A 13,315-nucleotide genomic window follows, 5' to 3' on the forward strand; every position below is an offset into this window, starting at 1 on the left:
GTTTTTCTCCTATTATCCAAAAGGCTGAGAACAGCTCTATTCCCAGCCCAACTATCAATCATTTTACGTCCAATGCAGCCCAATCACCAAAGGTATAAATTGGGTATAGATTTTTCGTTTCAACGCCAGTCACGCGGTTATTAGCTGTAATAACCCCCTTATCAGAAGAAATCGGGTAGATAACCGCTTGGTCAGCCAATTCTGTTTGTAACGCATTATAAACTTCTTTACGGTCGTTTTCGTCAAGTGTTGATGCACCTTCTGCAAAGAAGTCATCAATATCGCTGTTTGCTAACTTGAAGTAGTTTGAAGCACCGCCAGTTTGGAAAAGACGTTTGTAAGTGTCAGGATCGTTACCCATACTATATGAACGAAGGAAGAGCGGATATTTGGTAGTACCATCAGCCTTCAATTCAGCCAAAATAGTATCACCATCACCACCTTCAAGGTTAACAGTCACACCAATCTCTGACAGTTCTTCTTGAATAATAGCTGCTTCTTTAACAAAAATATCATTTGAAGAATCGTAAGCCAATGTAAAGGTCAAGTCAGAAGCGCCTGCTTCCTCCAAGAGTTCTTTAGCTTTTTCAATATTTTGTGCGTAGCTTGGTGTTTTCTTATAGTAGAAAGCATTGTCGCTTGGTAAGAATGATTTAGCTTCAAGATAGTAATCCTTAGAGTCGAAGACACCTGTATTGATTTCATCACGATCCAAAGCATAAAAAACCGCTTGGCGGATACGGCTATCAGTGATAATTTCAGAGTTAATGCCAAGGTAGTTAATACCACCCGCTGAATACGTATATGATGTCACATCACTATTTCCCAAGTCAGCAATATCCGTTGATGAGATAGAGGCAATATCAACTTCACCATTTTGAAGAGCTACTTTGAGTGTATCTGAGTTAGAAATAATCTTAACGTCAATAGTATCAACATTGACATCACCACCATAGTAGTACTTATTGGCTGTCAATTTAAGACCACTGCCTGATGTGTAGCTTCCCAAAACATAAGGACCGGTCCCGACCGTTGGATAAACACCCAAATCATTAACAGAGAAATCAGAAATATCATTATAAACATGCTCTGGAATGATGATATAAGTTTCATTGGTAATATTATTCACCGCAGCAGCGCTAGCACTTGGAAGGTTGAACTGGACAGTGTAATCATCCAGTTTTTCAACGGATAATGGTTCATCACTAATCCAGAGGCTTTCATATTTTCCGTTTTCTTTCTTAGCTTTTTCAGTGTAAGTGAAGACAACATCATCAGCAGAAAATCCTTCCCCATCTGACCATTTAACATCATCACGCAATTTAACTATAATGGATTCCCCATCTTCCGATTGTTCAATATCGATTGCCAATTCATAAGTGACCGTTCCATCGTTATTGGTTCTAGCCAGCGGAGAATATATCATGTTAATAGTTTTCAACCCCCAAAGATCATTTGAATTGATTGGGTTAAGCGATACAGGATCGCCACCAATTCCATACGTCAAATTCTTGTTTTTGGACGATGAAGCTGTTGTTGACTGACTCGTGTTGCTTTGAGCAGCAAACCAAGCTACTGCTGCTATAATAACCACAATAATTGTTGCGATAATGATATAAAGTCTTTTTTGATTCATCCGTCTTTTCATATATTCCTACTTTCTAAAAACGATTAACCATAATACTCTAATAAATAAAGAGCACTTTCAACAAAATAATGAACAGCAACTGGCAAAGCTTCATCACGCACGATAAAATCATCATGATGCCAGTCTGGTGCACCGTCCTCCCCGTTTGAACCTACAAAAGCAAACACCCCAGGAATTTTTTCCTGATAAGCCGCGAAATCTTCTCCTCCTGTTGATGGCAATGTTTCGATAACCTCAGCAAACTTCTTAGAATTTTCAAAGATTAAGGGTGTAATTGTTGTGTCATTAAAGGTCACTCTAGGAGAATTTCCCCAAACAATCTCAACGTCTGCTCCAAATTGCTCTGCTGTAGTCTGAACCATTTTGGTAAACTTATCGACAACTGACAAGCGGATATCAGGGTCAAATGTCCTGATTGTTCCTTCAAAGAAACCTTTAGCAGGCAGAACATTCCATGTGTTGCCAACATCGATGTGTGTCACTGACAACACTGCTGACTGGAACGGAGACACTGTCCTTGATACAATGCTTTGTAAATTATTGACAATTGTCGTAATAACTAAAACAGTATCGATACCCAAATCAGGCCTTGCTGCATGTGCACTAACACCTTTGACAGTAACTTTAAACTGTTCAACACCGGCCATAATAGCACCTGATCGTAAAGCAAGCTGACCTGGTTTCAAATGAGGATTATTATGATAACCAACAATAGCCGATACACCCTCAATACCTCCAGCAGCAATCACCTGATGCCCACCTTGAAAATTTTCTTCTGCTGGTTGAAAGATGAGACGTACAGTCCCCTTTAACTCTGCCTCCTTCTGTTTCAAAACTTCTGCTGCTCCCAGTAGACTTGTTTGATGAAAATCGTGTCCGCATGCGTGCATCGCTCCGTTATGACTAGCGTAATCAAGATTTGTCTTCTCTTGAATGGGCAAGGCGTCAATATCAGCCCTCAAAGCAATAACAGGTTCCCCATGGCCAATCTCAGCGATTACTCCTGTTGGAAGCGGATAATCTAAAGGCTTAATACCAAGATTTCTAAGATGCTCCTTGATATAAGCAGTTGTTTCATATTCATTTTCAGAAACTTCCGGATGTTGATGAATATAATGACGAACAGCCGTTAATTTTTGATAAAAAGTATCTGACAATCCTCTGTCCTCCCATATCTTTTAGGTTGCTACTATCTTACCATCTTGTTGCGAACCTGCATACTTTATTTTAGTTATGGCATAGCATAACTAAAATTTATAGATATCAGTGAGAAATAGAAACAGGAGGAACATCATCTACTGGATGATGCTCCTCCTATCTCTGTGCAACTGGCTAGAAGGCTCTTGCTTGCAGAAAAGAAATCAGCTGGGATTTACATATCAAAAAAAGCTGAGACACTCTTGTCCCAGCTTCTTTTCAATTCTATATCTACTCCGCCAGTAGGACTCGAACCTACGACATCATGATTAACAGTCATGCGCTACTACCAACTGAGCTATGGCGGAATTTTGTTAAGCGACTTCCTTATCTCGCAGGGGCATCCCCCAACTACTTCCGGCGTTCTAGGGCTTAACTGCTGTGGTCGGCATGGGTACAGGTGTATCCCCTAGGCTAGCGTCACTTAACTCGATGAATAAACCTCTAGTCTACTCAAAATTGAATACCTCTCCCTCTCCTTACGCCTTGGTTAAGTCCTCGAGCAATTAGTATTAGTCCGCTTAATAGCTCACACTACTTACACTCCTAACCTATCTACCTGTTCTTCTCTCAGGGCTCTTAATAACCTACTGTTATGGGAAATCTCATCTTGAGGCAGGCTTCACACTTAGATGCTTTCAGCGTTTATCCTTCCCCTACTTAGCTACCCAGCTGTGCCCTTGGCAAAACAACTGGTACACCAGCGGTAAGTCCACTCCGGTCCTCTCGTACTAGGAGCAGCCCCTCGCAAATTTCCTACGCCCGCGACGGATAGGGACCGAACTGTCTCACGACGTTCTGAACCCAGCTCGCGTGCCGCTTTAATGGGCGAACAGCCCAACCCTTGGGACCGACTTCAGCCCCAGGATGCGACGAGCCGACATCGAGGTGCCAAACCTCCCCGTCGATGTGAACTCTTGGGGGAGATAAGCCTGTTATCCCCAGGGTAGCTTTTATCCGTTGAGCGATGGCCCTTCCATACGGTGCCACCGGATCACTAAGCCCGACTTTCGTCCCTGCTCGACCTGTATGTCTCGCAGTCAAGCTCCCTTCTGCCTTTACACGCTATGATTGATTTCCATCCAATCTGAGGGAACCTTTGGGCGCCTCCGTTACCTTTTAGGAGGCGACCGCCCCAGTCAAACTGCCCGTCAGACACTGTCTCCGTAAGGGATAACCTACCGGGTTAGAGCAGCCGTAACACAAGGGTAGTATCCCAACAACGCCTCCAGAGAAACTGGCGTCCCTCCTTCTTTGGCTCCTACCTATCCTGTACATGTCTTACAGATACTCAATATCAAACTGCAGTAAAGCTCCATGGGGTCTTTCCGTCCTGTCGCGGGTAACCTGCATCTTCACAGGTACTAAAATTTCACCGAGTCTCTCGTTGAGACAGCGCCCAAATCATTACGCCTTTCGTGCGGGTCGGAACTTACCCGACAAGGAATTTCGCTACCTTAGGACCGTTATAGTTACGGCCGCCGTTTACTGGGGCTTCAATTCACACCTTCGCTTCCGCTAAGCGCTCCTCTTAACCTTCCAGCACCGGGCAGGCGTCACCCCCTATACATCATCTTGCGATTTCGCAGAGAGCTGTGTTTTTGATAAACAGTTGCTTGGGCCTCTTCACTGCGGCTGACCTTAGTCAGCACCCCTTCTCCCGAAGTTACGGGGTCATTTTGCCGAGTTCCTTAACGAGAGTTCGCTCGCTCACCTGAGGCTACTCGCCTCGACTACCTGTGTCGGTTTGCGGTACGGGTGGTATCTCTCTACGATAGAAGCTTTTCTTGGCAGTGGGACATCACTCACTTCGCTACTATTAACTTCGCTCCCCTTAACAGCTCAGTGTCATTAGTGATAAGCATTTGACTCTTCACTCACCTCACTGCTTGGCCGGACTCTTCCATTCGTCCGGTTGAGCTAGCCTCCTGCGTCCCTCCTTCTCTCCTGATACCAGTACAGGAATATCAACCTGTTGACCATCGGATACACCTTTCGGTCTCTCCTTAGGACCCGACTAACCCAGGGCGGACGAACCTTCCCCTGGAAACCTTAGTCTTGCGGTGGACAGGATTCTCACCTGTCTTGCGCTACTCATACCGGCATTCTCACTTCTATGCCCTCCAGTGCTCCTCACGGTACACCTTCGCCGAACATAGAACGCTCTCCTACCATACCTTGCGGTATCCACAGCTTCGGTAAACTATTTCAGCCCCGGTACATTTTCGGCGCAGGGGCACTCGACTAGTGAGCTATTACGCACTCTTTGAATGAATAGCTGCTTCTAAGCTAACATCCTAGTTGTCTCTGCACCCCCACATCCTTTTCCACTTAATAGTTATTTGGGGACCTTAGCTGGTGGTCTGGGCTGTTTCCCTTTCGACTACGGATCTTAGCACTCGCAGTCTGACTGCCGGGCGGAAGTCTATGGCATTCGGAGTTTATCTGAGTTTGGTAATCCGGGAAGGACCCCTTACCCAAACAGTGCTCTACCTCCATGACTCCTTCACACCGACGCTAGCCCTAAAGCTATTTCGGAGAGAACCAGCTATCTCCAAGTTCGTTTGGAATTTCTCCGCTACCCACAAGTCATCCAAGCACTTTTCAACGTGCCCTGGTGCGGGCCTCCAGTGCGCTTTACCGCACCTTCACCCTGCTCATGGGTAGGTCACTTGGTTTCGGGTCTACATCTAGATACTCATCCGCCCTCTTCAGACTCGGTTTCCCTGCGGCTCCGCCTCTTCAGCTTAACCTCGCATCTAAACATAACTCGCCGGTTCATTCTACAAAAGGCACGCTCTCACCCATTAACGGGCTCGAACTTCTTGTAAGCACACGGTTTCAGGGGCTATTTCACTCCCCTTCCGGGGTTCTTTTCACCTTTCCCTCACGGTACTGGTTCACTATCGGTCACTAGGGAGTATTTAGGGTTGGGAGATGGGCCTCCCAGATTCCGTCGGGATTCCTCGTGTCCCGACGTACTCAGGATACTGCCGGTTATATATAACTATTTCAAATACGAGGCTCTTACTCTCTCTGGCTTATCTTCCCAGATAATTCTTCTATAGCTCTATGTAACCTGACGGCAGTCCTTCAACCCCGAAGTGTAAACACTCCGGTTTGCCCTCCTGCCCTTTCGCTCGCCGCTACTCAGGCAATCGCTATTGCTTTCTCTTCCTGCAGCTACTGAGATGTTTCAGTTCACCGCGTCTTCCTTCCTCACACGCTATCGTGTGGGATACCAGCCTCTAGCTGGTGGGTTCCCCCATTCGGACATCTCTGGATCCTCGCTTACTTACAGCTCCCCAAAGCATTTCGTTGTTTGTCACGTCCTTCTTCGGCTCCTAGTGCCTAGGCATCCACCGTGCGCCCTTACTAACTTAACCTTATTTTCTCTCTTCGGTCTTCTTTCAGCGTTTCGGTTTCTTTTTATGTTCTATCATGGCAGGCACAGACCTCTCTCTGACCTGCCATCATAAATGTGGTTGAGGTATTCAATTTTCAATGGACTAAAGCATAGAACCATCCCCCTGCGACTTGCGCATGAGGCGGCATACGTCCTATCTCTTTATCTAGGTTCCCCTAGATAATGGAGCCTAGCGGGATCGAACCGCTGACCTCCTGCGTGCAAAGCAGGCGCTCTCCCAGCTGAGCTAAGGCCCCACATGACCTCTCAAAACTGAATAAAAACCTCTGACGTATCCGTTCTAAAGTCTTGCGACTTCTTTTCCTTAGAAAGGAGGTGATCCAGCCGCACCTTCCGATACGGCTACCTTGTTACGACTTCACCCCAATCATCTATCCCACCTTCGGCGGCTGGCTCCATTAGGTTACCTCACCGACTTCGGGTGTTACAAACTCTCGTGGTGTGACGGGCGGTGTGTACAAGGCCCGGGAACGTATTCACCGCGGCGTGCTGATCCGCGATTACTAGCGATTCCGACTTCATGGAGGCGAGTTGCAGCCTCCAATCCGAACTGAGACTGGCTTTCAGAGATTAGCTTGCCGTCACCGACTCGCAACTCGTTGTACCAGCCATTGTAGCACGTGTGTAGCCCAGGTCATAAGGGGCATGATGATTTGACGTCATCCCCACCTTCCTCCGGTTTATTACCGGCAGTCTGGCTAGAGGGCCCAACTGAATGATGGCAACTAACCATAAGGGTTGCGCTCGTTGCGGGACTTAACCCAACATCTCACGACACGAGCTGACGACAACCATGCACCACCTGTCTCCTCTGTCCCGAAGGAAAAGTCTATCTCTAGACCTAGCAGAGGGATGTCAAGACCTGGTAAGGTTCTTCGCGTTGCTTCGAATTAAACCACATGCTCCACCGCTTGTGCGGGCCCCCGTCAATTCCTTTGAGTTTCAACCTTGCGGTCGTACTCCCCAGGCGGAGTGCTTATTGCGTTGGCTCCGGCACTAAGCCCCGGATAGGGCCTAACACCTAGCACTCAGCGTTTACGGCGTGGACTACCAGGGTATCTAATCCTGTTTGCTCCCCACGCTTTCGAGCCTCAGCGTCAGTAACAGACCAGAGAGCCGCTTTCGCCGCCGGTGTTCCTCCATATATCTACGCATTTCACCGCTACACATGGAATTCCACTCTCCCCTTCTGCACTCAAGTCCTGCAGTTTCAATAGCATACATTGGTTAAGCCAATGCCTTTGACTTCTGACTTACAAAACCGCCTGCGCTCCCTTTACGCCCAATAATTCCGGACAACGCTCGGGACCTACGTATTACCGCGGCTGCTGGCACGTAGTTAGCCGTCCCTTCCTCGTAAGTTACCGTCACTGCCTGAACTTTCCACTCTCAAGCACGTTCTTCACTTACAACAGAGCTTTACGAAACGAATTCCTTCTTCACTCACGCGGCGTTGCTCGGTCAGGGTTCCCCCCATTGCCGAAGATTCCCTACTGCTGCCTCCCGTAGGAGTCTGGGCCGTGTCTCAGTCCCAGTGTGGCCGTTCACCCTCTCAGGCCGGCTATGTATCGTCGCCTTGGTAGGCCTTTACCCTACCAACTAGCTAATACAACGCAGGTCCACCTCTAAGCGGAGCTCTTGCCCCTTTCTTCCCTCAAACAGGCGTCTGAGAAAAATATGCGGTATTAGCTATCGTTTCCAATAGTTATCCCCCTCTTAAAGACAGGTTACCTACGCGTTACTCACCCGTTCGCGACTCCTCTTCCTTGTGAGTGCAAGCACTCGGTAAGAAAGAAGCGTTCCACTTGCATGTATTAGGCACGCCGCCAGCGTTCGTCCTGAGCCAGGATCAAACTCTCATCACTAATATGAGCTTGTTCTTGCTCGTCTTTTCTGTCCGCTGACAGATTCTTTTTTTTGACAGGTTAATTCCTTAACCCGCACGTCTTGGTTTTTATTCAGTTTTCAAAGGCCATGTCCTCCTGCGAGACCAACTCCTTTATTCTAGCAAATCCCGACTCGGCTGTCAAGAACCTTTTGGACTTTTTTTCACGCTCATCACATATCAAAAGCCTCTTAAAGAAAGATTGGGCCTACAGAAACCCTTCCCCCTCTGACAGCTTCATTAGTATAGCATCTCTCCTTCTTTCTTGTCAAGAGGTTTTTTGCTTTTTGACAGCTACAGGCAAAAAATCTTCTGACTCACTACAAGAGACAGAGGACAGACCTTTTATTAGCAGTAAGAACTGAAAGCTGGTACTTGATCAATTGCTGTTAAACATAGCTATTTTTTGATCACAGTAATCGATCAGCTGTTTAGCTTTCTCAAACGAAAACCCTTTTTCAGAAACAGGCGCCAGTTTCATGTCATCGAAGTAGGCTCCGCTTAGGTCAGATACTTCAGGAGAAAGCGCCAGAAAATAACCTGTCTTAATTCCTTCATCCAATCCTTTGGCCTTAGACAAAAGTTTGCTTGTTTCGGAGTCCTTTGTCTTTTTATCACCTTTTGAACCTTTAACTAAATTCGTGGCGATTAAACCTGGATGGTAGGCGTTAATAGTAGTTTTTGAACCTTGTAAATGAAACTGACGTGCCTGATACCGTGTCAGCCAAATTGTATACAGCTTAGAGGTATCGTAGGCCAGTTTAGGACTGTATTTCTTTTCAAATCCAAAATCAAGTCCTTGGGGCTCCGCAAAATGATGCATGTAAGAGGAAGTATTGATAATGCGGCCTCCGTTCGAATGTTCAAGAAGCAGCTGGAGTTCTTTTGTCAAGATGTAAGGCACCATGACAGATAGCATAAAAGTGATTTCAATGTTTTCTGCTGTAGCCAAACGCTCTGCTCCTGAATGCAGCCCTGCATTGTTAATCAAGATATCAATTTGTGTAAAATGATTTTTAATCTCTCTGACAAAGCGATAAACATCCGTCATGCTGGAAAAGTCAGCCAAGTAAGCCGAAACACGGCTGTTTGGAGAGGACGATTTGACGTCTCGGAGTGCGGTGGCCAGCTTTTCACTATTTCGCCCATGGAGGATGATCTCATGACCTTCACTGGCTAATTTTAAAGCCAAATGTTTACCGATACCGTCTGTAGAGCCTGTAATTAAAATTGTTTTTGCCATGCTACTCCTCCAAAAAGACTGACAATGCCTTTGAAAACTCGTCTGCATATTGAAAAATAGAACCGTGCCCTGCCTTAGGATAAATAATCAATTGGCTATTTGCAATCTTTTGGTGCATATCATAAGAATTTTCTGTCGGCACCTGCATATCCTTATCGCCATTAACAATCAGAGTTGGCTGGCCGATGTAGTTCAGATCATCTTGTGCTGCTTTCCCCCAGCGTTTAATAGCCCTCAACTGTGTCAGAAAGCCTGTAACGGTCATTTTTTCATCTTCAGCCTCTGTTTTTCTTGTAGCCATACGGCTTAAAACTCGCTCTGCTTCGAGTCCGCCTTCTTTATCATGATTATAGAAAATATAGCGCTTGGGATCGACACCTTGCAGACCTGCTTTTAGCATATAGCGAAAAGTCTTTCCTGTCACCTTATCTATTTCCTTCCCCCCACGAGGTCCTGTCCCTGCTAATATCAGACGGTTAACCAAACTGTTATTAGTACGGACTATTTCCTGAGCAATCATTCCGCCCATGGATAATCCAAGCAGGTTAATCCTTTTGTATCCCAGTTTCTGCACGATAGCGATAGCCTGTTCTGCCATTCCAGGAATGCTCGGAGCCACCTTACCTTGACTGGCTCCCACTCCAGGTAAATCTAGAACAATGATCTGCTGTTTCTCAGCTAATAAGTCTAATAATTTGGGATCCCAATTATCCAAGGTTGCTGCAAGATGGACCAGCATGACCAAAGGAATTTCTGACTTTCCTTTCCCTAATTCCCTATAGGCAATTTGATTGCCCGCAACCATTATATACTGATTTTTACTTGTGATATAAGACATTTTTTCTCCTTAATAAGCTTAGAAACGGAGAACCGTTTTCCCACGAGAACGGCCGTTAGCCACTTTATCAAGCGCTGCATTGACTTCTTCAAATGGATAAATAGTATCAATAGATGGCTTAATCTGGAGTTCACTGAAAATGTCTGCAACTTCTTGGAGCTGCTGACCATTGCTTTCTACAAAAATGAAATAGTAATGAACACCGTATTTGGAAGCCATTTGATCAAATTTACGCCCAGCTGAAGCAAATAGGAGCTGTTTGTATTTTGGCAGATGCATCCGCTTAGCAAAGGCTCCATTTGGCATAGCACGAAGCGATACTAACCGGCCGCCTTTTTTCATGATGGACATTTGCTTCTCAGTCTCAGCTCCGCCGAGAGTATCTAAAACATAGTCAATTTCTGTAAGAATTTTGGTATAGTCTTCTTTTTTGTAATCAATAAACTGGTTTGCTCCAAGTGCCATGATCCGCTCCGCATTGGACCCATCACCGTTAGTAATAACGGTCAGTCCCTTGGCCTTGGCAATCGGAATAGCCATTCCACCTACACCCCCTGTGCCGCCTGAGATGAAGATCGTCTTGCCGGCTCGCGCTTCCATTAAGTCAAGAGCCTGCATAATGGTCAAAGCTGTGAGAGGAACAGCTGCAGCCTCTGCATCAGTTAAATAGTCTGGCACCTTAGCAAGTGCTTGGCTATCTACCGCCACATACTCGGCAAAGGCTCCTATATTATCCAAGGGCAAACGGCCAAAGACACGATCGCCGACTGCAAATTTCGTCACACTTGAACCGACTTCCTCTATTAAACCAACAACTTCATTACCGGCAGTCTGCGGCAGCTTATAAGGGACAATCATCTTGACTTCTCCGCGAGAAATCATATTATCTAAAGGGTTAACACCAGCTGCCCTTACCTTAATCAAGACTTGGCTGCCTGAAATTTTTGGCTTGGCAATTTCTGTTAGATTCAGTGCAATCTTGCTTTTATTGTAAGTTGTGTGTTGTGCTGCTCTCATTTTTTCTCTTTCCTTTTTGTTTGTATTTGTATCGTTTACAAGTCTATGTTGTTTTTAAGAAAATCTGACTGTAGCATCTATAGTCAGATTCGGCTTTTCTGAGCTGTTAGATAAAGGTTGTTAATCACATGATTCAGTGTTTGCTTCGCTAAGACCTCCTCCAGCTGTTTTTCCACACTTGAGAAAATGGGAACCATAGCGCCTTCCATATGCTTACCAACAGGACATTCTTTGTTGGTGTTTTGATGAACTTGAAAGAGGCTGATATGATCAATTTCCTGAGTCGCATAATAAATCTCTAGTAGAGAAATTTCCTTAGGCGGTTTGCTCAGCTGATAACCAGTTCGTCCCTGATGAGAAGTCATTAGGCCAGCATTTTTCAAAAGAGCAATAACTTTCCGAATATAGCTTGCATTGGTCCCGACGCTTTCTGCTAAAGCCTGAGAGCTCAGTGTCTCTTTACTTTCACTAACCATGGTTAAGATATGCAGAGCGACAGAAAATTTTGTGTCCATAGTTATAATTCATTCCTTTCGTTTCACTCAAGGCACAACACTGAATGAAAAAGTGCTGTGCTCTTTGATTTAGTCTATAATGAAAATGAGAAGACCTATCACAACTACAAATCACGGGGAGGAGAGTAAGTGAGTAGTCCATCTACTACCTCGAATAGTTATAGGTGTAGCTCATCCTATCAAGCACAACTAACTGTGACTCTGAGCACGTAAACTTATATTTGGATAAGCGACTCGTTTGTGAAAAGGAAGAGCAGTTAAAGGATAGGTACTTCTCAAATATGGTGAAGGGAGACTCCTCATGTTAAAAATTGTTTACCCAAATTGTTGTGGCATCGATGTGCATAAAACCTTCATCGTAGCTGTTATTGCCATCACCGACAATCACGGTATCACTAGCTACCACCGTAAACGCTTCTCAACCTTTACAAATGGGCTACTTCAGCTACAAGACTGGTTGGAATACTATTCCTGCTTTAATGTCTGTATGGAATCTACTGGTAAATACTGGATTCCTATCTTCAATATCCTTGAAGAAACCTGCAACATTTGCTTGGCTTATCCCAAGTATGTCAAGGCTATCAGAGGCAAGAAGACCGACAAGAAAGATGCTCAGTGGATGGCTGACCTCTTCAAGCATGACCTCGTTGCCTCAAGCTTTATCCCTCCTCTGAAAATCAGACAACTCCGTGACCTCTTTCGCTACCGCATGAAGCTAACGCAACTTCAGGTTAGCGAGAAGAATCGTTACCAAAACTGTCTGACCTGGTCTAACCTTCAGATTGCAAGTGTTGTTTCCGATGTCTTCGGAAAAAGTGCTCAAACCATCATTCAGAGCATCCTTGACAATCCAGAGGAGAAACCAAATATTGAGCAGCTGGTTCACAAGAGGATGAAAGATAAAGTCCTAGACTTAGAAATCGCTATGGAAGGCTGCTTAACACCTGAACAAGCCGAGAAAATCAGAATTATCAAAGCTCACTACGATGCCCTCGCTATCTGTAAAGAAGACTTAGAACAGATGATACGAGAATTGGGACAAGAGTATAAAGAACAAGTTAAACTCATTCAAACTGTCCCAGGATTTAAAGAAGAGCTATCCGCTCTCAGAATCATCTCTGAAATTGGCGTTAATATGACAATTTTTGACACGGCCGGTAGACTCTGTTCGTGGGCAGGTCTTGTTCCTGCCAACAATGAAAGTGCTGGGAAGAAATATTCTACTCGTATTTCTAAAGGTGGACAATACCTCAAACCCTTTCTCGTTCAAATCGCTAACGCTGTCGTCAAGTCAGAGAAACACCCAGAGTTTAGAAACAAATATCTCAAGCTCAAGAAACGACGTGGACACCGAAAAGCGATTATCGCTATCTGTCGCAGACTACTAGTAGCTATCTACCAAGTCCTTCTAAAACAGGAAAATTACAATCCGGCCTTGCAAGGCTTAACTGAAGTCAGAAACCCAAATAAGACAATGTCTGTTCAAGACGCTATTTGTTTTGCACAACAACACGGATTCACCGTAGCTTAATTTTAAAAATCAGG

Annotated in this window: 7 protein-coding genes, 2 tRNA genes and 3 rRNA genes; 1 reads left to right on the forward strand and 11 read right to left on the reverse strand. The window is 45.3% G+C overall.

Going from position 1 to position 13,315, the window contains the following annotated elements:
- Positions 1-58: 58 nt before the first annotated feature.
- The 11 genes from DDV21_RS09760 to DDV21_RS09810 all read right to left on the reverse strand — a co-directional run bounded on the left by DDV21_RS09760 (position 59) and on the right by DDV21_RS09810 (position 11,770).
- Entirely contained in the window at positions 59-1,636 is a 1,578-nt protein-coding gene (locus tag DDV21_RS09760; RefSeq protein ID WP_116879060.1) for an ABC transporter substrate-binding protein, read from the reverse strand.
- A gap of 35 nt (positions 1,637-1,671) precedes the next feature.
- On the reverse strand, positions 1,672-2,805 hold the full coding sequence (locus tag DDV21_RS09765; protein WP_116879059.1) for an amidohydrolase: 1,134 nt from the start codon (positions 2,803-2,805) through the stop codon (positions 1,672-1,674).
- A 274-nt stretch (positions 2,806-3,079) separates the two neighbouring features.
- Positions 3,080-3,153: transfer RNA gene (locus tag DDV21_RS09770), tRNA-Asn, on the reverse strand.
- Between the two features lie 5 nt (positions 3,154-3,158).
- Positions 3,159-3,273, reverse strand: a 5S ribosomal RNA gene (gene rrf, locus DDV21_RS09775).
- A gap of 58 nt (positions 3,274-3,331) precedes the next feature.
- Positions 3,332-6,231: ribosomal RNA gene (locus DDV21_RS09780) — 23S ribosomal RNA — on the reverse strand.
- 204 nt (positions 6,232-6,435) lie between these two features.
- Positions 6,436-6,508: transfer RNA gene (locus tag DDV21_RS09785), tRNA-Ala, on the reverse strand.
- A 72-nt stretch (positions 6,509-6,580) separates the two neighbouring features.
- A 16S ribosomal RNA gene (locus DDV21_RS09790) occupies positions 6,581-8,137 on the reverse strand.
- Together the 16S, 23S and 5S rRNA genes with 2 tRNA genes alongside form the textbook arrangement of a ribosomal RNA operon.
- Positions 8,138-8,536: 399 nt before the next feature.
- Complete coding sequence (locus DDV21_RS09795; RefSeq protein ID WP_116878463.1) at positions 8,537-9,400, reverse strand: SDR family NAD(P)-dependent oxidoreductase; 864 nt, start codon at positions 9,398-9,400, stop codon at positions 8,537-8,539.
- Position 9,401: 1 nt separating this feature from the next.
- Positions 9,402-10,238 carry an alpha/beta fold hydrolase gene (locus tag DDV21_RS09800; protein WP_116878462.1) on the reverse strand — a complete coding sequence of 279 codons (837 nt, stop codon included), beginning with the start codon at positions 10,236-10,238 and terminating at the stop codon, positions 9,402-9,404.
- An 18-nt stretch (positions 10,239-10,256) separates the two neighbouring features.
- Positions 10,257-11,255: an NADP-dependent oxidoreductase gene (locus DDV21_RS09805; protein ID WP_116878461.1), complete on the reverse strand. Its 999-nt coding sequence runs from the start codon at positions 11,253-11,255 to the stop codon at positions 10,257-10,259.
- A gap of 83 nt (positions 11,256-11,338) precedes the next feature.
- Complete coding sequence (locus DDV21_RS09810; protein ID WP_116878460.1) at positions 11,339-11,770, reverse strand: Rrf2 family transcriptional regulator; 432 nt, start codon at positions 11,768-11,770, stop codon at positions 11,339-11,341.
- A gap of 301 nt (positions 11,771-12,071) precedes the next feature.
- Here DDV21_RS09810 and DDV21_RS09815 point away from each other — a divergent pair, with 301 nt between their 5' ends.
- Positions 12,072-13,301 (forward strand): IS110 family RNA-guided transposase, encoded by a 1,230-nt coding sequence (locus DDV21_RS09815; RefSeq protein ID WP_116878459.1) that lies wholly within the window; start codon positions 12,072-12,074, stop codon positions 13,299-13,301.
- Positions 13,302-13,315: the final 14 nt, after the last annotated feature.

Source organism: Streptococcus chenjunshii, assembly GCF_003086355.1.
Classification (GTDB): Bacteria; Bacillota; Bacilli; order Lactobacillales; family Streptococcaceae; genus Streptococcus; species Streptococcus chenjunshii.